At 69.8% G+C, this 19,589-nt stretch carries 19 protein-coding genes; 3 read left to right on the top strand and 16 right to left on the bottom strand.

Annotated features, from left to right (window positions below):
• Positions 1 to 408: 408 nt before the first annotated feature.
• The 6 genes from ruvX to AB0P29_RS13090 all read right to left on the bottom strand — a co-directional run bounded on the left by ruvX (position 409) and on the right by AB0P29_RS13090 (position 6,930).
• Positions 409 to 861 (bottom strand): Holliday junction resolvase RuvX, encoded by a 453-nt coding sequence (gene ruvX, locus AB0P29_RS13115; RefSeq protein WP_363380365.1) that lies wholly within the window; start codon positions 859 to 861, stop codon positions 409 to 411.
• Positions 858 to 3,524, bottom strand: coding sequence for an alanine--tRNA ligase (gene alaS / locus AB0P29_RS13110; protein ID WP_363380363.1), 2,667 nt, complete (start codon positions 3,522 to 3,524; stop codon positions 858 to 860). Before alaS ends, ruvX begins: the two co-directional genes overlap by 4 nt.
• A gap of 68 nt (positions 3,525 to 3,592) precedes the next feature.
• Entirely contained in the window at positions 3,593 to 3,844 is a 252-nt protein-coding gene (locus AB0P29_RS13105; protein WP_217531957.1) for an ATPase, read from the bottom strand.
• Between the two features lie 75 nt (positions 3,845 to 3,919).
• Positions 3,920 to 4,549: a 30S ribosomal protein S4 gene (gene rpsD, locus AB0P29_RS13100; RefSeq protein WP_082886095.1), complete on the bottom strand. Its 630-nt coding sequence runs from the start codon at positions 4,547 to 4,549 to the stop codon at positions 3,920 to 3,922.
• Positions 4,550 to 4,715: 166 nt separating this feature from the next.
• Positions 4,716 to 5,618 carry a tetratricopeptide repeat protein gene (locus tag AB0P29_RS13095; RefSeq protein ID WP_363380360.1) on the bottom strand — a complete coding sequence of 301 codons (903 nt, stop codon included), beginning with the start codon at positions 5,616 to 5,618 and terminating at the stop codon, positions 4,716 to 4,718.
• A complete protein-coding gene (locus AB0P29_RS13090; protein WP_363380357.1) occupies positions 5,611 to 6,930 on the bottom strand; it encodes a replication-associated recombination protein A in 1,320 nt (439 codons plus the stop codon). Before AB0P29_RS13090 ends, AB0P29_RS13095 begins: the two co-directional genes overlap by 8 nt.
• 129 nt (positions 6,931 to 7,059) lie before the next feature.
• Here AB0P29_RS13090 and AB0P29_RS13085 point away from each other — a divergent pair, with 129 nt between their 5' ends.
• The 3 genes from AB0P29_RS13085 to AB0P29_RS13075 all read left to right on the top strand — a co-directional run bounded on the left by AB0P29_RS13085 (position 7,060) and on the right by AB0P29_RS13075 (position 9,352).
• The gene (locus AB0P29_RS13085) at positions 7,060 to 7,386 is read left to right on the top strand and encodes a dioxygenase (protein ID WP_363380355.1); all 327 of its coding nucleotides are present in this window, start codon (positions 7,060 to 7,062) and stop codon (positions 7,384 to 7,386) included.
• Between the two features lie 67 nt (positions 7,387 to 7,453).
• A complete protein-coding gene (locus tag AB0P29_RS13080) occupies positions 7,454 to 8,707 on the top strand; it encodes a DUF349 domain-containing protein (protein WP_363380352.1) in 1,254 nt (417 codons plus the stop codon).
• A 75-nt stretch (positions 8,708 to 8,782) separates the two neighbouring features.
• Entirely contained in the window at positions 8,783 to 9,352 is a 570-nt protein-coding gene (locus AB0P29_RS13075; RefSeq protein ID WP_253034631.1) for a type IV toxin-antitoxin system AbiEi family antitoxin, read from the top strand.
• Here the strand turns inward: AB0P29_RS13075 and AB0P29_RS13070 are convergent.
• From AB0P29_RS13070 to pdxS, 10 genes are all read right to left on the bottom strand, one after another.
• The gene (locus tag AB0P29_RS13070; protein WP_253034630.1) at positions 9,331 to 11,598 is read right to left on the bottom strand and encodes a bifunctional (p)ppGpp synthetase/guanosine-3',5'-bis(diphosphate) 3'-pyrophosphohydrolase; all 2,268 of its coding nucleotides are present in this window, start codon (positions 11,596 to 11,598) and stop codon (positions 9,331 to 9,333) included. The two genes, AB0P29_RS13075 and AB0P29_RS13070, sit on opposite strands and share 22 nt — an antisense overlap.
• Positions 11,599 to 11,667: 69 nt before the next feature.
• Positions 11,668 to 12,657 carry a protein translocase subunit SecF gene (secF, locus tag AB0P29_RS13065; RefSeq protein WP_253034629.1) on the bottom strand — a complete coding sequence of 330 codons (990 nt, stop codon included), beginning with the start codon at positions 12,655 to 12,657 and terminating at the stop codon, positions 11,668 to 11,670.
• Positions 12,657 to 14,372 carry a protein translocase subunit SecD gene (gene secD / locus AB0P29_RS13060; protein ID WP_253034628.1) on the bottom strand — a complete coding sequence of 572 codons (1,716 nt, stop codon included), beginning with the start codon at positions 14,370 to 14,372 and terminating at the stop codon, positions 12,657 to 12,659. Before secD ends, secF begins: the two co-directional genes overlap by 1 nt.
• A 38-nt stretch (positions 14,373 to 14,410) precedes the next feature.
• Positions 14,411 to 14,860: a preprotein translocase subunit YajC gene (locus AB0P29_RS13055; protein ID WP_217531647.1), complete on the bottom strand. Its 450-nt coding sequence runs from the start codon at positions 14,858 to 14,860 to the stop codon at positions 14,411 to 14,413.
• A gap of 76 nt (positions 14,861 to 14,936) precedes the next feature.
• Entirely contained in the window at positions 14,937 to 15,968 is a 1,032-nt protein-coding gene (gene ruvB, locus AB0P29_RS13050; RefSeq protein WP_253034626.1) for a Holliday junction branch migration DNA helicase RuvB, read from the bottom strand.
• Positions 15,961 to 16,572, bottom strand: a complete 612-nt coding sequence (gene ruvA, locus AB0P29_RS13045) for a Holliday junction branch migration protein RuvA (RefSeq protein WP_253034625.1) — start codon at positions 16,570 to 16,572, stop codon at positions 15,961 to 15,963. The genes ruvB and ruvA overlap by 8 nt, the downstream gene beginning before the upstream one ends.
• A gap of 61 nt (positions 16,573 to 16,633) precedes the next feature.
• Positions 16,634 to 17,197: a crossover junction endodeoxyribonuclease RuvC gene (gene ruvC, locus AB0P29_RS13040; RefSeq protein ID WP_253034624.1), complete on the bottom strand. Its 564-nt coding sequence runs from the start codon at positions 17,195 to 17,197 to the stop codon at positions 16,634 to 16,636.
• A gap of 53 nt (positions 17,198 to 17,250) precedes the next feature.
• Positions 17,251 to 18,015 carry a YebC/PmpR family DNA-binding transcriptional regulator gene (locus tag AB0P29_RS13035; RefSeq protein ID WP_217531651.1) on the bottom strand — a complete coding sequence of 255 codons (765 nt, stop codon included), beginning with the start codon at positions 18,013 to 18,015 and terminating at the stop codon, positions 17,251 to 17,253.
• A 58-nt stretch (positions 18,016 to 18,073) separates the two neighbouring features.
• On the bottom strand, positions 18,074 to 18,667 hold the full coding sequence (gene pdxT, locus AB0P29_RS13030; RefSeq protein ID WP_363380348.1) for a pyridoxal 5'-phosphate synthase glutaminase subunit PdxT: 594 nt from the start codon (positions 18,665 to 18,667) through the stop codon (positions 18,074 to 18,076).
• A complete protein-coding gene (pdxS, locus tag AB0P29_RS13025; RefSeq protein ID WP_363380346.1) occupies positions 18,661 to 19,551 on the bottom strand; it encodes a pyridoxal 5'-phosphate synthase lyase subunit PdxS in 891 nt (296 codons plus the stop codon). The genes pdxT and pdxS overlap by 7 nt, the downstream gene beginning before the upstream one ends.
• Positions 19,552 to 19,589: the final 38 nt, after the last annotated feature.

The following is a 19,589-nucleotide window of genomic DNA, read 5'->3' as shown; positions in this document are numbered from 1 at the left end:
GACCGCACGGATCTGGTCCTCGTAGGTGTTCCAGACGTAGAAGCCGCCGGCGACGAGACCGCCGAGGATCGCGAGGACGATTGCGAAGACCCCCCCACGCCGCCACGCGGCTCTTGCGCCGGTCGCGGTCGTGGCGGTTCGACGCGGTCGAGGGCGCACCCAGGCCCTTCTCCTCGAAGAGGGCGTCGATGGGAGCCGTCGAGGACACCGTCGCACGCGGTGGAGCCTGCGGACGCGACGGCGGTGTCGGAGCGGACGCCTGCGTCGCGTCACCGCTCGCGCCCTGCTGAGCCTGACGCGCGGCGCGCCGGGACACGGGTGCGCCGGTGGTCGCGGTCTCGTCCGCGGGGGCGCCGGAATGGTCGTCGCGCGAAGGCGTCTCGGGCATCGGTGGACTCCTGCGTCTTCCTACAGCGCCGCACCGGCCGGGTTACCGGTGCTCTTCTCGACGTCGATCGCCTGCTGGAGGAGAACGACCGCGGCGATCTGGTCGACAATCCTACGAGATGACTTCTGCGAACGCCCGTTCTGCCGGAGGACGGCGTTGGCCGACACGGTGCTCAGACGCTCGTCGACGAGGCGCACGGGCACCTCCAGCGCGGCATCCAGAGCGATCGCGAACTCACGGGCGTCGGTCGTCGAGGCGGTCTCCGCTCCCCCGAGACTGATCGGCAGACCGACCAGCACTTCCAGCGCGTCGTACTCGCGGGCGATCTCGACGATGCGGGCGACCGAGGTCTCCGCACGCGGCACCGTCTCGACCGGAACGGCGAGCAGGCCGTCGGGGTCGCACCGCGCCACGCCGACACGGGCGCGCCCGACGTCGATCCCGAGGCGCACCCCGCGGCGGAACCCGCTCACGCGGCAGCGCTCTCCAGCGCCGACACGATGCCCTGCAGCGCCGCCGGCAGTGCCGAGGCATCCGTCCCGCCGCCCTGCGCGACGTCGTCGCGTCCACCGCCGCCGCCGCCGAGCACACCCGCCGCGGAGCGTGCGAGCAGGCCCGCCTTGGCGCCCGCCGCGCGGGCAGCCTCGTTCGTGGCGACGATGACGACGGGGCGTCCGCCGACCTCGCCGCCGAGCGCGACGACGGCCGCGTCGGTTCCGAGGCGCTCGCGCACCTGCAGGGCGAGCGAGCGCAGGTCGTCGGCAGACCCGACGGTGCCGACGGACTGGGCGACGACGCTGTGCGCACCGGCGCGGACAGCGGATGCCGCCAGCGTCGGGACGCGCTCGCCGAGGGCCTTGGCCTCGAACTGGGCGATCTTCTTCTCCGCGGCCTTGAGGCTCGCCTGCAGTTCCGCGATGCGCGCGGGCAACTGGTCGCGAGGGATCTTCAGCCCCGACGTGAGCTGCGACACGATCGCGCGCTCGGCGGCGAGCTCGCGGAAGGCGTCCTGACCCACGAGAGCCTCGACACGACGGTTCGACGCACCGACGGAGGACTCCCCCACCAGGTTGATGAGACCGATCTGCGCGCTCGAGGACACGTGCGTCCCGGCGCACAGCTCACGCGACCAGGGTCCGCCGATGTCGACCATGCGCACACGGTCGCCGTACTTCTCGCCGAACAGCGCCATCGCGCCGGCCGACTTGGCCTCGTCGAGGGAAAGGACGCGCGTCGTGACCTCGAGGTCGTCGCGGACCGCGTTGTTGGCGATCTCCTCGATCTCGCTGCGGGTCTCGGGCGAGAGCGCCTGACCCCACGAAAAGTCGAACCGGAGGTATCCGGCACGGTTGAGGGAGCCCGCCTGCGTCGCCCCCTTGCCGAGGGTGTCGCGGAGCGCGGCGTGGACGAGGTGGGTCGCCGAGTGCGCCTGCGCGGCCGCGCGGCGGTTGGCGGCATCCACCACCGTCGTCGCGGCGTGACCGACGGCGACCTCGCCCGTCGTCACCTCGACGGTGTGACTGACCAGTCCCGGCACGGGCTTCTGCACGTCGAGGACCTCGAGCTCGTAGCCCGGGCCGACGATGACGCCCTTGTCGGCGACCTGGCCGCCGGACTCGGCGTAGAGCGCGGTCTCGGCGAGGATCACCTCGGCGATCTGGCCCTGAGAGGCACGGTCGGCGGGTGCGCCGCCGACGAGGATGCCGAGCACGCGGGACTCGGTCTCGAGGTCGGTGTACCCCGTGAAGACCGTCTCGCCCAGCGCGCGGAAGTCGCGGTAGACGCTCGTGTCGGCCAGCTGGCCCTTGCGGGAGCGCGCATCGGCCTTCGCGCGCTCGCGCTGCTCCTTCATGAGGGCGTCGAAGCCGGAGCGGTCGACCGTGAGTCCGGCCTCCTCGGCGATCTCGAGGGTGAGGTCGATCGGGAAGCCGTAGGTGTCGTGCAGCAGGAACGCCTGGGAGCCACTGAGCGACGTCGACTGGGACGACTTCGCGGACTCGATCGAGGTGTCGAGGATCTCAGAACCGCTCGCCAGGGTCCGGAGGAACGTCGCCTCCTCCGCGAGGGCGTACTGCGACAGCCGCGCGTAGTCGGTCTCGACGACCGGGTACGACTCCTTCATGGCGTCGCGGGAGACGGCGAACAACTCGGCGAACGTCGGACCGTCGACGCCGAGCAGGCGCATCGAACGGATGGCGCGGCGCATCAGACGGCGCAGGATGTAGCCGCGGCCGTCGTTGGCGGGCGTCACCCCGTCCGAGAGCAGCATGAGCGAGGACCGGATGTGGTCGGCCACCACGCGGAAGCGCACGTCGTCGTCGTGGTTCTCGCCGTACCGCTTGCCCGACAGCTCGACGGCCTTGTCGAGGACGGGACGCACCTGGTCCGTCTCGTACATGTTGTCGACGCCCTGCTTGATGAAGGCGACCCGCTCGAGGCCCATGCCGGTGTCGATGTTCTGCGCCGGGAGGTCGCCCACGATGTCGAACTCGTACTTCGAGCGGACGTTCGTGATCTCGTACTGCATGAAGACGAGGTTCCAGATCTCCACGTACCGGTCGTCGTCGGTCGCGGGACCACCGTCGACGCCGTAGGCCGGGCCGCGGTCGAAGAAGATCTCCGAGCACGGGCCGGCCGGGCCGGGAAGGCCGGTCGTCCAGTAGTTGGTGTCCTTGCCGAGTCGTTGGATGCGCTCCTCGGGCAGCGTGGAGTGCTCGAGCCAGAGCTTGATCGCCTCGTCGTCCTCCTCGTAGACGGTGACCCACAGATCCTTCGGGTCGAAGCCCAGGCCGCCCTCCTCCTCGGACGTCGTGAGCAGCTCCCAGGCGTAGCGGATCGCGCCTTCCTTGAAGTAGTCGCCGAACGACCAGTTGCCGAGCATCTGGAAGAAGGTGCCGTGGCGAGGGGTCTTGCCGACCTCTTCGATGTCGTTCGTGCGGATGCACTTCTGGTTGTCGGCGGCGCGCTTGTAGGGCGCGGGCACGTCGCCGGACAGGTACGGGATGAAGGGGACCATGCCCGCCACCGTGAACAGTAGCGCCGGGTCGTCGCTGACGAGGGATGCCGAGGGCACGATCGTGTGCCCCTTCTTCTCGAAGTAGTCCAGGTAGCGCCGGGCGATCTCAGCGGTCTTCATCGTGTGTCCTCAACTGCAGGCGGGATCGGTCGCATCCGCGAGGAGGCGACCGGGAGATGTGGGGGTGGTCAGTCGTCGAGCTTCGCTGCGGCCGAGCGGCCGGCGGCGGCGACGTCGGCGGCGAGGTCCTTCGCGTCGGCGACGATGCCGTCGATCTTCGCTTCCTGCGCCCGGTAGGCGTCGGCCATCCGGTCGGTGAACTCGGAGATCCGGAGATCGACCTCGGAGAGCAGCTCCTGACCTCGGGGGTCCTTGTTGACCAGGTGCGCGACGACGAAGCCACCGGCGATGCCCAGCAGGAACCAGAGGACGCTCTTCATGGGATCCATGTTAGGTGCAAAGCAGAAGGGGCGCCGGGTGAACCCGACGCCCCTTCGAACCGCTCGATCCGGAGATCAGCGCGCGGCGTAGTACTCGACGACGAGCTGGACTTCACAGGTCACGGGGACCTCGGCGCGCTTCGGGCGACGCTCGAGACGTGCTTGGAGCTTGTCGAGCTCGACCGAGAGGTAGCCGGGAACCGGAGGCAGGACCTCGGCGTGACCGCCGGCGGCTGCGACCTGGAACGGCTCGAGAGCCTCGCTCTTGGGCTTGACGTGGATCGTCTGGCCCGGCTTCACGCGGAAGGACGGGCGGTCGACGAGCTGGCCGTCGACGAGGATGTGACGGTGCACGACGAGCTGACGAGCCTGTGCGGTGGTGCGGGCGAAGCCGGCACGCAGCACGAGCGAGTCGAGACGCATCTCGAGGAGCTCGACGAGGTTCTCACCGGTCAGACCTTCGGTGCGGCGGGCCTCGTTGAACGTGTTGCGCATCTGCTTCTCGCGGATGCCGTACTGCTCGCGCAGACGCTGCTTCTCGCGGAGACGGACGGCGTAGTCGCTGTCCTGCTTGCGCTTAGTGCGGCCGTGCTCACCGGGAGCGTAGGGACGCTTCTCGAGGTAGCGGGCGGCCTTAGGGGTCAGTGCGACGCCGAGGGCGCGCGAGAGGCGCACCTTGCGGCGGTCCTGGGACTTCGTTGCCACGAAATCTTCCTTCCATGACGTGGCCATGTCTTTCACGGCTCACGGGCGTATCGCCGTCTCTCGCCCTTCCGGACTGCACGCCGGGGCACGCCGAAAGGTGGGAAAGAGAGAAGAGGATGCCCGAAAACACGGTTTCGAGCCGATCAAGTCTAACAGACGGACCGGATCATCCCCGGTCGCGTGCCAGATCGAGGGCGCCGGGCGGATAGAACGGCACGGACTCCTCCGACACGTCCTCGAGGCGGTACCAGCCGACGGTGGTGTCGCCGTCGAGTACGGGCAGGCGGTCGCCCCGCGGGTGAGCCTCCAGCTCGGGGCTCCGGATCGCGAAGACGTAGGCGATCTCGTGCCCCGGCCGGCCCTCGTTGTCGAAGATGTTCTCGACCACCCCGACGAGTCGGGTCTCGGTGACGGTCACCCCCAGCTCCTCGGCGATCTCGCGTCGGACGGCCGCCTCCGCGGTCTCGCCCGGCTGCACTCCTCCGCCGGGAGCGCGAAGGAACGCGGGACGGGCCGGCGTCGCGGCGTACTCCTCGGCGAGGACGTGGCCGTCGCGGATCAGCACTGCGACGGCGATGACCCGGATGCGGGGGCGTGTGCGGACGTCCGCCGCATAGGCGCGCAGCGCACGACCATAGAGGGGAACCTCGTCCGCGAGAGCGCCGAGCGCGGTCCGCAGGGCACGCGCGGGCTTGTCGTCGTCGTAGAGCGCGAGGGCCTCGAATCCTGCCGCCGCCGCGGACAGCGGGTCGGCGGGATCGATCCCCTTGAGGGCCGCCATCGCCCCGGAGGCATCGCCGACGTTCCGGAGCGAACTCGCGAGCTGGATGATCGCCTGACTGCGCAGGGGCGGGCGGAGTCCCGCATCCAGCGCGCGCCGGTACAGCGGGATGGCGGCCGCCTCCTCCCCTAGGAAGTCCTCGACCGATGCCCGCTCGAACAGGCACCGCGCATCGTCCTCCGGGCGCCCGGCGAGGGCGTCCGCCATCGCCGATCGCAGCGCTTCCGGCTTCCCGTCGTCGGCGCCCTCCCAGATGGCCTCGATGCGGCGCTCCCAGGGGTCAGTCACCGAGGATCTTCCGGATCTTCTCCAGGCGGGCGGAGATGTCGCGCTCGACGCCGCGCGACGTCGGCTCGTAATAGCGTCGGCCGCGCAGCTCGTCGGGGAGGTACTGCTGGGTCGCGACGCCCACGTCGAGGTCGTGCGGGTAGACGTAGCCCTTACCGTGACCGAGGCGTTTGGCTCCCGCGTAGTGCGCGTCGCGCAGGTGCACCGGCACCCGCCCGAAGCCGCCCGCGCGGACGTCCGCGATCGCGGCGTTGATGGCGTTGTACGCCGCGTTCGACTTGGCCGTCGTCGCCAGGTACGCCGTCGCCTCCGCGAGCGGGATGCGGCCCTCCGGCATCCCGATGAAGGCCACGGCGTCGGCGGCCGCGACCGCGATCTGCAGCGCCTGCGGATCGGCGAGGCCGATGTCCTCGGCGGCCGAGATCACGAGCCGTCGCGCGATGAAACGCGGGTCCTCCCCTGCTTCGATCATGCGGGCGAGGTAGTGCATGGCGGCATCCGGATCCGAACCGCGGATCGACTTGATGAACGCGCTGATGACGTCGTAGTGCTCGTCGCCCTGCCGGTCGTAACGCAGGAGAGCGCGGTCGACGGCCTGGGCGACGTGCTCGGCGGTGATGACCGGCGCCTCCTCCCCGGGCTCCGCCATGGCCGCGGCGGCCTCCAGCGAGGTGAGGGCGCGGCGCGCGTCACCCGAGGCGAGGTGGACGAGCGCCGCCCGTGCGTCGTCCGAGAGCTCAACGGCCCCGGCGAGTCCGCGAGCGTCGGTCACGGCGCGGTCGATCAGCATGCCGAGGTCGGCGTCCGTCAGCGGCTGCAGGGTGAGCAGGAGCGAGCGCGACAGCAGCGGCGAGATCACCGAGAACGAAGGGTTCTCGGTGGTCGCGGCGATGAGGATGACCCATCCGTTCTCGACGCCGGGGAGCAGGGCGTCCTGCTGGGCCTTGGTGAACCGGTGGATCTCGTCGAGGAACAGGATGGTCGACGTCCCGTACAGGTCGCGCTGGGTCATCGCCTCCTGCATGACCTCGCGCACGTCCTTCACGCCCGCGGTCACCGCGGACAGTTCGACGAACCGACGGCCCGACGTCCGCGCGATGGCCTGGGCGAGCGTCGTCTTGCCCGTGCCGGGCGGGCCCCAGAGGATCACCGACACGGCTCCGGTCGTCGCACGGCCGGGGTCGGCGAGAGCCACGAGCGGAGAGCCGGGGCGCAACAGGTGCGTCTGCCCTGCGACCTCGTCGAGCGATGCGGGCCGCATCCTCACGGCCAGCGGCGTCGCACCGCGGAAAAGCGCGTCACTCTGGGCCATCCCCCCAGGCTAACCGCCCCCACCGACATCGTGCCAAGGCTGCGGGGCTCCGGTTTGGAACGGATGCCGGGGACTGAATACTCTGCAGATGGCCGCGCGGGCGTGCGCGGCGCCGACGAGAGGATCACCGTGGCAGCGGGCAGGGGCAAGGGGCGCGACAGTGCGCAGGAGCGCGAGCGTGCCCGACTGTATGAGGCGCGGCGCCGGTTCCACGCCTCCGTCATCCAGCGCAGGCGCCGGGACAACCTGATCGCGGGCGTCGCCGGCGGCCTCCTGATCGCCGCCTTGCTGGGTGCGCAGGTCGCCTATTACACGCTCGGGCCGGGCATGCCGGAGCCAGCGCCGACACCGACCGCGCCGACCTCCCCCAGCGGGACACCCACCCCGGGACCGAGCGGGTCGCCGACGCCGTCCCCCTCGCCGTCGGGCTCGCCGACCCCCTCTCCGACCCCGTGACCGCCGTACTAGGCTGAGTCACTAATCCGACCCCCATGCGGCGCATGCCGCCGACGAGGTGACCCCCGTGAGTTACGCCACCCCTGAATCCGCCGAGACCCAGCCGTGGGGCCGCGTCGACGACGACGGCACCGTTTCCGTCCGTGAGGGCGACCAGTGGCGTGTCGTCGGGCAGTACCCCGACGGCACCCCCGAAGAGGCGCTGGCCTACTTCGAGCGCAAGTTCGCCGACCTCGCCTCCGAGGTGACGCTCCTCGAAGTGCGCCACCGTCGCGGCGGCGCCTCCGCATCCGACCTCCGTTCCACGGCACGCACCATCCGGGAGCGCCTGGACGGTGCCGCCGCCGTCGGCGACCTGGCCGCGCTCGAAGCCCGCGTGACGGCACTCGAAGGCGCCCTCTCCGAGGCGAGCGCCGAGGAGGCTCAGGCTCAGCGTGCCGCAGTGGATGCCGCGGTGGCCGAGCGCGAGTCGATCGTCGCCGAGATCGAAGCGATCGCCGCGAAGGACCCCCGCTCCATTCAGTGGAAGCAGACGACCGCGGACGTGGCCGCCCTGTTCGCCCGCTGGCAGGAGCACCAGAGCAGCGGCCCGCGCCTGCCGAAGGCCGTCGGTCAGCAGCTCTGGAAGCGGTTCCGCGACGCGCGCGCGGTGATCGACAAGAACCGCCGCGAGTTCTACTCGAGCCTCGACGAGCAGCACAAGGCCGCCCGCGACGCGAAGACCCGACTGGTCGAGCGCGCCGAGGCCCTCGCGCCGCAGGGTGAGGACGGCATCGCCGCCTACCGCACGCTGCTCGACCAGTGGAAGTCCGCCGGTCGCGCGGGCAAGAAGGCGGACGACGCACTGTGGGCCCGTTTCAAGGCCGCCGGCGACGTGCTCTACGGTGCGCGCATCGAACGCGAGAACGCCGACGTCGAGGCGTCCAAGGAGAAGATCGAGGCCAAGCGCGCACTCCTCGACGAGGCCGCCGGCGTCGCGAAGGAGAAGGACAACGGCAAGGCGCGCGCTCTCCTCACCAACATCCAGCGCCAGTGGGATGAGATCGGTCGGGTCTTCCCTCGCGACACGGAGCGCGGCCTGGACGACCAGCTCCGCAAGGTCGAGACCGCGCTGAAGGCGCGCGAGGACGAGGACTGGAAGCGCAACAACCCCGAGACGAAGGCGCGTCAGAACGACATGACGAGCCAGCTCCAGGATGCGATATCCAAGCTCGAGGACGAGCTCGCCGCCGCCGAGGCCTCGAAGGACAAGGCCGCGATCGCCAAGGCGAAGGACGCGCTCGAAGCCCGCAAGGGCTGGCTGCGCGCCCTCGGCGGCTGACCGCCTCCGACACAGCACCGACGCCGCGGCGGGATTCTCCACAGAGTCCCGCCGCGGCGTCGTCGTCTCGGCGCGGTGGCGCAGACTGCCCTCATGTGGCCGTTCCTCTACTTCGCCGATGACCGCCTGTCGACCGCCGAGTTGACCGCAGCCCGGCTGGATGGAGACCTCGTCGAGATCGGCGAGGCGTTCATGCCCGCCGATGCCGTCGAGACGCGCGAACTGCGGGCGGCCTCGTTCCGCGGGGTCGCCGGGGTCCACCGGGCCGTCACGCACGCGAGCGCGGCGTGGGTGCACGGGGCGATCCCCGAACCGCCCCTCATCCAGACCCTGCAGCGCGCCGGCCGGACGCGGGCTGCCGTCCCCCTCGACACCCGCATCCGCTTCCGCGACGTGGCCCTGCCCGCCTCCGACGTCGAGACCATCAGCGGCGTGGCTGTGACGACGCCGGTGCGCACGCTCGTCGACCTCGTCCGGGACGCCGTCGTCGGCGCCGGTCCGTCACAGCTGGTCGACGACGTACTGGCGTGGCGCCCGGAGCTCCTCGCGGATGCGCTGAGCTGGGTCGAGACCTCCGGACCTGTCCACCACAAACGGGCGGCCGCCACCGAGCTCCGGCGTCGTCAGGACGAGGTGACCCGGTAGACGTCGTACACGGCGTCGATCCGGCGGACGGCGTTCAGCACGCGGTCGAGGTGCACCGTGTCGCCCATCTCGAAGACGTAGCGGCTGAGGGCGAGGCGGTCGTTGGTCGTCTGAACGGATGCCGAGAGGATGTTCACATGGTGCTCGCTGAGCACCCGCGTGATGTCGCTCAGCAGGCCCGACCGGTCGAGCGCCTCGACCTGGATGTGCACGAGGAACACGCTCTTCGACGTCGGCGCCCACGACACCTCGATCATCCGATCGGGCTGGTCGCGCAACGCCGCCGCGTTCGTGCAGTCCGCGCGGTGGACCGAGACCCCGCTGCCGCGCGTGACGAACCCGACGATCTCGTCGCCCGGCACCGGCGTGCAGCACTTGGCGAGCTTCACGAGGATGTCGGGAGCACCCCGCACCAGCACGCCGGAGTCGCCGCCGCGCGGCGCCTTAGACCGACCGCCGGCGGGCAGGTCGATCGGACCGGTGGAGGTGTCCTCCTCCTCCGAGCGCACGAGCGCGGTGACCTTCTCGATCACGGACTGGGTCGAGACGTGTCCTTCGCCGACTGCGGCGTAGAGGGCGGTGACGTCCTCGTAGCGCAACTGGTGAGCCACCGCGGTGAACGAGTCCTGGCTCATCAGACGCTGCATCGGCAGGTTCTGGCGGCGCATCGCACGGGCGATCGCGTCCTTGCCCTGCTCGACGGCCTCGTCGCGGCGCTCCTTCGTGAACCAGCCGCGGATCTTGTTGCGCGCCCGGGTGCTCTTGACGAACGCCAGCCAGTCCTGGCTCGGCCCGGCATCCGGGTTCTTCGAGGTGAACACCTCGACGACGTCACCCGAGTGGAGTTCGGACTCGAGCGGCACGAGGCGGCCGTTGACCTTCGCGCCCATCGTGCGGTGGCCGATCTCGGTGTGGACGGCGTACGCGAAGTCGACGGGGGTCGCCCCGGCCGGAAGACCGATGACTCGTCCCTTCGGCGTGAAGACGTAGACCTCCTTCGCACCGATCTCGAACCGGAGCGAGTCGAGGAACTCCCCCGGATCGGCGGTCTCGGCCTGCCAGTCCGAGATGTGCGCCAGCCAGGCCATGTCCTGGTCGATGGCCTTGGAGTCGGCCTTGCCGCCGGCGATCTGCTCCTTGTACTTCCAGTGCGCCGCCACACCGTACTCGGCCTGCTGGTGCATCTCGTGGGTGCGGATCTGGATCTCGACCGTGCGCCCGCCGGGACCGATCACGGTCGTGTGGAGGGACTGGTAGAGGTTGAACTTCGGCGTGGCGATGTAGTCCTTGAACCGCCCGGGGATCGGGGTCCACCGCGCGTGGATCGCGCCGAGCACGGCGTAGCAGTCGCGGACCGTGTTCACCATGATCCGGATGCCGATGAGGTCGTAGATGTCGTCGAACTCGCGACCGCGGACCACCATCTTCTGGTACACGGAGTAGAGCTGCTTCGGCCGACCCATGACACGACCGCGGATACGGAGATCGCGTAGGTCCGTCTCCACGGCGTCGATGACCGTGTGCACGTACTGCTCGCGCTGCGGGGTGCGCTGCTTGACCAGCGAGTCGATCTCGGCGTAGAGCTTCGGGTGCAGGACGGCGAACGAGAGGTCCTCGAGTTCGCTCTTCGCGGTCTGGATGCCGAGGCGGTGCGCCAGCGGCGCGTAGATCTCGAGGGTCTCGCGGGCCTTCTTGGCGGCCTTCTCGGGCGGAACGAAGCCCCACGTGCGCGCGTTGTGGAGGCGATCGGCGAGCTTGATGAGGAGCACGCGGATGTCCTTCGACATCGCGACGATCATCTTCCGCACGGTCTCGGCCTGTGCCGCATCGCCGTACTTGACCTTGTCGAGCTTCGTGACGCCGTCCACGAGCATCGCGACCTCGTCGCCGAAGTCCGCCGTCAACTGGTCGAGCGAGTAGTCGGTGTCCTCGACCGTGTCGTGCAGGAGGGCCGCCGCGATGGCGCGAGGGCCGAGGCCCAGCTCGGCGAGGATCTGCGCGACGGCGAGGGGGTGCGTGATGTACGGCTCGCCGCTCTGACGCTTCTGCGAGGCGTGCGCCTTCGCGGCGGTGCGGTAGGCCCGCTCCACGATCGCGATGTCGCCCTTAGGGTGGTGCATGCGCACCGTGCGCATGAGCTCCTCGAGCGCGTCCCGCGAAGGGGCGCGGGAGAAGATGCGCGGCACGAGCCGGCGCAGCGACTGGCCCCCGGTCGCGGTTCCTGTCGGGGTGACCGCCTCAGCCATGCGATCGCCTCCCGTCTGTCCGCACGCGCGTGGAACTGGAGGACAATCCTACGCCCGCGCGCATCCGGCTCAGACCGCGGCGACGGCGGCCGAACGAGCCTCGACGACGCGCTGATCCCGCGCCTTGAGGTCGGACTCGTTCTCGCGCAGGAGCGAGTACAGCGGGGCCGCGACGAACAGCGTCGAGTAGGCCGCGACGATCGTTCCGACGAAGATCGAGAGGGAGATGTCGGTGAGCGTCTGCGCACCGAGCCACAGGGCGCCGATGAAGAGGATCGCTCCCGTCGGCAGCACGGCCACGACGGTCGTGTTGATCGAGCGGACGAGCGTTTGGTTCACCGCGAGGTTGACCGACTCGCCGAACGTTCTCCCGGACTTCTCCCCGTCTTCGAACGTGTTCTCGCGGATCTTGTCGAACACGACCGTCGTGTCATACAGCGAGTACGACAGGATCGTGAGGAAGCCGATGACGGCCGCCGGGGAGATCTCGAACCCGAACAGGGCGTACACCCCGACCGTCACGACGAGCACGTCGACGAGACCGATCATCGCCGCGACGGACATCTTCCACGTGCGGAAGTACAGCGCCAGGATCAGGAACGTCAGCACGAGGAATATCGCCAGACCCCACAGCGACTGCCGGGTGACGCTCTCACCCCAGCTCGGCCCGATGAAGGACGAGCTCACGCTGTCATCCGGAACGTTGAACGCCTCGACGAGGGCGGAGGTCACTTCGCGCGTCTCCAGCTCACCCAGCTGGTCGGTCTGGATGCGCAGGCTGTCGTCGCCGACCGTCGTGACGCGGGTCGCGGCATCCGGGACCACGGACTGCACCGCATCGGTCGCGCGCAGCTGATCCGGAGAGGCGACGTCGTTGACGGTGAACTGCGAGCCGCCCGTGAACTCGATCGAGAACTGGATGGGGCGGAAGACCGGCACCAGCGCCGAACCGATCACGAGGATCGCGGCGATGAGGAACCACAACCGGCGACGGCCGACGAACGGGAAGGAGACCTTCCCCGTGTACAGGTCGTTACCGAAATCGTTCATGGAGCGCATCAGTCGTCCCCCTCCCCTGCGGAGCGGGTATCGCCGCTCTGCTGCGCGAGCTTGCGCTCGGCGATCGTCTGACGGCGCACCGCCTCGCTCCGCGATCGCGAGGACCGCTTCTCGGCCTGCGACTTGCCGCCGGCGGCGACCGGTGCGCGGAACTGCGCACGACCGCGGTACACCGCGCCGAGAGCGGTCGGGTCGAGCCCGGACAGCTTGTGCCCGCCGCCGAAGAATTTCGTCCGGGCCAGCAGCTGCAGGACCGGGTGCGTGAAGAGCACGAAGATGAGCACGTCGATGACGGTCGTGAGACCCAGCGTGAAGGCGAAGCCCTTCACGGTCGCGTCGGCGAGGATGTAAAGCACCACGGCGGCGAGGATGTTGATCGACTTCGAGATGTAGATCGTCCGCTTGGCGCGTGCCCAGCCGTCCTCCACCGCACTCGTGATCGACTTGCCGTCACGGAGCTCGTCTCGGATGCGCTCGAAGTAGACGATGAACGAGTCGGCGGTGAAGCCGATCGTCACGATGAGGCCCGCGACACCGGCCAGCGACAGGCGGAAGCCCATGCGCCAGGCGAGGATGCAGAGCGTGATGTAGGTCAGGATGCCCATCACGGCGAGCGAGGCGATGATGACCGACCCGAGCGCGCGGTAGACCACGAGCGAGTAGACCGCGACGAGGGCGAGACCGATGAGCCCCGCGACGAGGCCGATCAGCAGTTGCTGGGAACCGAGCGTCGCCGAGATCGCGTTGCTGCTCTGCACCTCGAAGCTCAGCGGCAGGGCACCGTACTTGAGCTGGTCGGCGAGGGTCTTCGACGTCTCCTGGTCGAAGTTGCCGGTGATCTGCGGCTTGCCGTCGGTGATGACCGCGTTCATCGACGGGGCCGAGATGACCTCGCCGTCAAGCACGAAGGCGAACTGGTTCTGCGGCGGCTGCAGGTTGAACAGACGCTGGCTGATCTCGCCGAAGGTCTCCGTCCCGGCGCTGTCGAAGACGATGTTGACGGCCCACTGACCGTTCTGCGAGTTGAGGCCGTTCGTCGCGTCCGAGATGGCCGAACCGTCGAGTTCGACCGGTCCGAGCAGGTACTTCGCCGACCCGTCGGCGTCGCACGTGATGAGCGGCTGGTCGGCGGGCTCCTGTGCGGCGTCGTTCGCGGGGTTCGCGCAGTCGTAGGCGAGGAACTCGGCCTGGACCTCCTCCGTCGCCCACGACAAGTCGCTGCCGTTGGTCGGCGACGGGGTGGGCGTCGCGTTCAGCGAGGGGCCCGGGGTCGGGTAGGGCGTCTCCTTGCCGTCCTCGCCGATGAAGGTGTTCGTCGGAGCGGCGGTGTAGAGCACCGCGCGCAGCTGCATCTGCGCCGAACGGCCGATGCGGTCGCGGGTCTCCTCGTCGGCGATGCCCGGGAGCTGGACGACGATCTGGTTGCCCGCCTGCGTGGTGATGTCGGTCTCACCGACACCCGAGGCATCCACGCGCTGGCGGATGATCGAGACCGCCTGCTGCATCTGGTCGGCGGTGGGCTGCGCCCCCTCCTCCGTCTGCGCCTGCAGGATGATCTGCGTGCCGCCCTGCAGGTCGAGGGCGAGCTCGGGAACCCACGAGCTCCGCTCGAACAAGTAGACGCCCGCGGCGTTCACGCCGAAGAGGACGGCCGTCAGGGCCAGGAGTCCGATCAGTGCGCGCCACGCGCGCCGGACGGGGGTGGATGAAGCCACGGAGGGAACTTTCGTGAGGGGCCGCCGGAGCGGGGAGGTCAGGCCTTGGGCTTGTCGTCCGCGTCGGGCGTACCGTCGACGGGACGGATCTCCGCATCGGTCTCGTCGCGCGAGACGATCACGTCGTCGCCGGGAACCTGCTCGGTCTCATCGACCTCCGACTCCTCCTCTTCGACGGCGCGCAGGATCGCCTGGCTGTGGACCTCGACGACCATGCCCGGGGCGAGCTCGACGTGGGCAGGCTTCGAGAGGTCGGTCGGGTCGTACTCGACGATCGTCCCGTAGAGGCCGCCCTGGAGCAGCACCTTCACACCGGGCACCATCTGCAGGGCCTTCTTCTCCTGCTCCTCCTTCATCCGCTTCGTGCGACGACGCGAGCTGATGAACATGAAGACGAGCAGACCCGCCAGCAGGATGAGCAGGCCGTAGTCCGTGAAGAAGTTGCCTCCGGTGGCCTGCGTGGTGTTCTGCTGGGAGAGAAGCAACATGAACGGGTGTCCGCCTTTCGGGTGGGCACGCCGCAGCGATGCGGCGAAGAGGGTGGGAGGCCGGAGCCTTCAGCGATTATAAGTCATCGAGGGTCAGCGCCCCGTCGTGGCGGGGGATGCCCAGGTGCGCGTACGCCTCGGGGGTCGCGACGCGCCCGCGGGGGGTGCGCCCCATGAAGCCGATGCGCACGAGGTAGGGCTCGACGACCGACTCGATGGTGTCGGCCTCCTCACCCACCGTCACCGCGAGGGTGTTGAGCCCCACGGGGCCGCCGCGGAAGCGGCGTACGAGGGCGTCGAGCACCGCGCGGTCGAGCCGGTCGAGTCCCAGATCGTCGACGTCGTACAGGTCGAGCGCGGCGGACACGTCCGCCGTCGTCGCCTGCGTCGAGGAGCCACCGTGGACCACGACGTAGTCCCGCACCCGGCGCAGCAGCCGATTCGCGATGCGGGGTGTGCCGCGCGACCGACGCGCGATCTCGGCGCGGGATGCGGCCGGCAGGTCGACGTCGAGCATCACCGCCGAACGGGCGATGACCTGCTCGAGCTCGATCGGCTCGTAGTACTCGAGGTGGGCGGTGAAGCCGAACCGGTCGCGCAGCGGGTTCGGCAGCATTCCCGACCGCGTCGTCGCGCCGACGAGGGTGAAGGGAGCGAGATCGAGCGGGATGCTGGTGGCCCCGGCCCCCTTGCCGACCATGATGTCGACCCGGAAGTCCTCCATCGCGAGGTACAGCATCTCTTCGGCCGAGCGCGCCATCCGGTGGATCTCGTCGATGAAGAGGACCTCGCCGGGCACCAGGCTCGACAGCAGGGCGGCGAGATCTCCGGCGTGCTGGATCGCGGGACCGCTCGACATCCTCAGAGGACGCTCGCTCTCGTGCGCGACGATCATCGCGAGGGTGGTCTTGCCGAGCCCCGGAGGGCCCGACAGCAGGATGTGGTCGGCCGGACGCTGCTGGATGCGGGCGGCATCCAACAGCAACTGCAGCTGCCCGCGCACCTTCATCTGACCGACGAACTCGGCGAGCGACCCCGGGCGCAGCGCGCCTTCGACGGCGAGTTCGCCCTCGTCCTCAGGAAGGCGCTGGTCGCGGGCCTCAGACACCGGTGCGCTCCGCACGTGCGGGACCGAGATGGGCGAGAGCGAGCTTGAGCAGCGCCGGCACGGTGGCTCCCGCGGGCGCCTCGGCCAGGACGTTCTCGGCGGTCTCCGTCGCGACGCGCTCGCTCCACCCCAGCGCGACGAGCGCCGCCGCCAGCTGCACGCCGAGACCCTGCGCGGCGGGGACGCCGGGCGTCGCGCGGGCCGGCGCGGTGAGCTTGCCGGCGAGCTGCACGACGATCAGTTTGGCGGTCTTCGGGCCGATGCCCGCGACGCGGCGGAAGGGCGCGTCGTCCTCATCGGCGACCGCGGTCGCGATCTGATCGACTGTGAGGGCCGAGAGCACCCCGAGCGCGGACTTCGGGCCGACACCCGAGACACTGAGCAGATGGCCGAACACATCCAGTTCGGACCGGTCCTCGAAGCCGAACAGCAGCATGGCATCCTCGCGGACGATCATCGAGGTGTGCACGAAGACCTCGTCGCCGAGGTGGAGCTGCCGCGCGTGCTGCGCCGTGACGGCGACCGCGTAACCGACCCCGTGCACGTCGATGACGACCGAGTCGGGTTCGAGGTGCAGCACACGGCCGCGCAGCGAGGAGATCATGATCCGAGCCTAAGCGAGCCTTCGGACCTATGTTCGAGCGACACACCTGGGACGTGCGGTCTCAGCGTCGCGTCGCCTTCTCAGCGGCGGCCCACGCACGCTGGGCGGGGGTGAGCGCCGCGGCGGCGCCTCCCGCGGCCGGACCGCGACGCCACGCGTGGCAGAGCGCGAGGGCCAGCGCGTCGGCGGCGTCGGCGGGCTGCGGCAGCGCGTCGAGGCGCAGCACCCGCGCGATCATCGTCTGCACCTGCAGCTTCTCGGCGTTGCCGTACCCCGTGATGGCGGCCTTGACCTCGGACGGCGTGTGCGTCGCGGCGGGCAGCCCGTGCTCGGCGGCGAGCAGCAGCGCGATGCCGCTGGCCTGCGCCGTCCCCATGACGGTGCTGCGGTTCTGCTGGGCGAAGACCCGCTCGACGGCCACGACGTCCGGCCCGTGATCGGTGATCACCGCGCGGATGCCGGCCGCGATGCTCGCGAGCCGCTGCTCGATCGGCGCATCGGTCGCCGAACGGACGACACCGACGTGCACGAGCGTGGCCGACCGATCGGCGCGCACGTCGACGACCCCCACGCCGCAGCGGGTGAGTCCCGGATCGATGCCGAGGACGCGAAGAGCGGATGCCACTCCCCCACGCTAGGCGGGAGGTGCGGCATCCGCTCGTCGGCGCGCCTGCGGAGTCAGTCCTCGTCGTCGGTTTCGAGCTCGGCCTGGACCTCGGGCGTCAGGTCGAAGTTGGCGTAGACGTTCTGCACGTCGTCGCTGTCCTCGAGGGCGTCGATGAGGCGGAAGATCTTGCGCGCGGTGTCGGCGTCGATCTCGACCTTGAGGTTCGGGACGAACTCGACGTCGGCCGAGTCGTACTCGATGCCGGCGTCGGTGAGCGCGGTGCGCACCGAGACGAGATCGGATGCCTCGGTGACGACCTCGAAGCCCTCGGCCCGCGGCTCGATCTCCTCGGCACCGGCTTCGAGAGCCGCCATCATGAGGTCGTCCTCGGTCGTCCCCTCACCGGAGACGACGATGACGCCCTTGCGCGTGAAGTTGTAGGCGACCGATCCAGGATCGGCGAGGGTACCGCCGTTCCGGGTGAGGGCCGTGCGGACCTCCGCGGCGGCACGGTTCTTGTTGTCGGTCAGACACTCGACCATGAGCGCCACGCCGTTGGGTCCGTAGGCCTCGTACATGATCGAGGTGTACTCGACCGACTCGCCGCCGATGCCGGCGCCGCGCTTGATGGCGCGGTCGATGTTGTCCTTCGGGACCGAGGTCTTCTTCGCCTTCAGGACGGCGTCGAAGAGGGTCGGGTTGCCCTGCAGGTCCGCACCACCCAGCTTGGCGGCGACCTCGATGTTCTTGATGAGCTTCGCCCACGACTTCGCACGACGCGCGTCGATGACGGCCTTCTTGTGCTTCGTGGTGGCCCACTTGGAATGTCCGCTCACGGGACTCCTCTCGGAAAAAGCGCGGGGTCCAGTCTACGACCGTGCCGACACGGGGCCGCTACGCATCGCGCACGCTCGCAAGGAACAACTCGTGGAAACGGGTCTCGGCATCGAGCTCCGGGTGGAAGGAGAGACCGATGACCGCACCCTGGCGCACCCCCACGACCCTGCCGTCGGGGAGGGCGGCGATCGCCTCGGCCGCCGGTCCGACCTCTTCGACGACGGGGGCGCGAATGAAGGTCGCGCGCACCGGCGGCTCGCCGACCGCCGGCACCGCCAGCTCGGTCTCGAAAGACTCGACCTGGCCGCCGAACGCGTTCCGGCGCACCGTCACGTCCAGGCCGCCGAACGTCTGCTGCCCGGCGATCCCGTCCGCGAGGCGATCGGCGAGGAGGATGAGGCCGGCACAGGTGCCGTACACCGGCATCCCCTCCGCGATGGAGGAACGGATGGGCTCCTGCATCCCGAACGCGCGGGAGAGCTTGTCGATGACACTCGACTCGCCCCCGGGGAGCACGAGCCCCCGCACCTGCGCGAGCTCCTCCGGCCGCCGGACCGGGACGACGTCGGCGCCGAGCTCGGCGAGCACGCGCGTGTGTTCGCGGACGTCGCCCTGGAGGGCGAGGACACCGACGCGGGGAGCGGTCACCATCCCCGCTCGGCGAGCCGGTGCGGTGCGGCGAGGTCGGAGACGTTGATGCCGACCATCGCCTCACCGAGCCCCCGTGAGACGTCGGCGATCACCTTCGCGTCGTCGTGGAACGTCGTCGCCTTGACGATCGCCGCGGCACGTTCGGCGGGGTTGCCGCTCTTGAAGATGCCCGAGCCCACGAAGACGCCGTCGGCTCCGAGCTGCATCATCATGGCCGCGTCCGCGGGTGTCGCGACACCGCCGGCGACGAAGAGGACGACGGGCAGGGTGCCGGTCTCGGCGACCTCGGCGACGAGCTCGTAGGGCGCCTGCAGTTCCTTGGCCGCGACGTAGAGCTCGTCCTTGGGCAGCGCGGCGAGGGCGGCGATCTCCCCGCGGATCTTGCGGATGTGCTTCATCGCCTCGGACACGTCGCCGGTTCCGGCCTCGCCCTTCGAGCGGATCATGGCCGCACCCTCGGTGATGCGTCGCAGGGCCTCGCCGAGGTTCGTCGCCCCGCAGACGAAGGGCACCGTGAAGTCCCACTTGTCGATGTGGTTCACGTAGTCGGCGGGTGAGAGCACCTCGGACTCGTCGATGTAGTCGACGCCGAGCTCCTGCAGCACCTGCGCCTCGACGAAGTGCCCGATGCGCGCCTTGGCCATCACCGGGATGGAGACCGACGCGATGATGTCGTCGATGAGGTCGGGGTCGCTCATGCGGGCGACGCCGCCCTGGGCGCGGATGTCGGCGGGCACGCGTTCGAGCGCCATGACGGCGACGGCGCCGGCGTCCTCGGCGATCTTGGCTTGGTCGGCGGTGACGACGTCCATGATGACGCCGCCCTTGAGCATTTCGGCGAGGCCGCGCTTCACCCGCGCGGTTCCAGTCGTGTTCGTTGGCATAGGCCAAAACCTAGCACGACACGGACATAGACTCGTCC

Source organism: Microbacterium sp. NPDC080220 (assembly GCF_040686395.1).
GTDB lineage: Bacteria > Actinomycetota > Actinomycetes > Actinomycetales > Microbacteriaceae > Microbacterium > Microbacterium gawkjiense.
This window is presented reverse-complemented; position numbering and strand designations above follow the sequence as displayed.

Bases quoted from the DNA above. Each gene is read 5' to 3' on its own strand.
- alaS (WP_363380363.1), bottom strand. From the start codon at position 3,524: ATGAAGACCGCTGAGATCGCCCGGCGCTACCTGGACTACTTCGAGAAG.
- AB0P29_RS13105 (WP_217531957.1), bottom strand. From the start codon at position 3,844: ATGAAGAGCGTCCTCTGGTTCCTGCTGGGCATCGCCGGTGGCTTCGTC.
- AB0P29_RS13090 (WP_363380357.1), bottom strand. From the start codon at position 6,930: ATGGCCCAGAGTGACGCGCTTTTCCGCGGTGCGACGCCGCTGGCCGTG.
- AB0P29_RS13070 (WP_253034630.1), bottom strand. From the start codon at position 11,598: ATGGCTGAGGCGGTCACCCCGACAGGAACCGCGACCGGGGGCCAGTCG.
- secF (WP_253034629.1), bottom strand. From the start codon at position 12,657: ATGCGCTCCATGAACGATTTCGGTAACGACCTGTACACGGGGAAGGTC.
- AB0P29_RS13055 (WP_217531647.1), bottom strand. From the start codon at position 14,860: ATGTTGCTTCTCTCCCAGCAGAACACCACGCAGGCCACCGGAGGCAAC.
- ruvA (WP_253034625.1), bottom strand. From the start codon at position 16,572: ATGATCTCCTCGCTGCGCGGCCGTGTGCTGCACCTCGAACCCGACTCG.
- pdxT (WP_363380348.1), bottom strand. From the start codon at position 18,667: ATGGTGACCGCTCCCCGCGTCGGTGTCCTCGCCCTCCAGGGCGACGTC.
- pdxS (WP_363380346.1), bottom strand. From the start codon at position 19,551: ATGCCAACGAACACGACTGGAACCGCGCGGGTGAAGCGCGGCCTCGCC.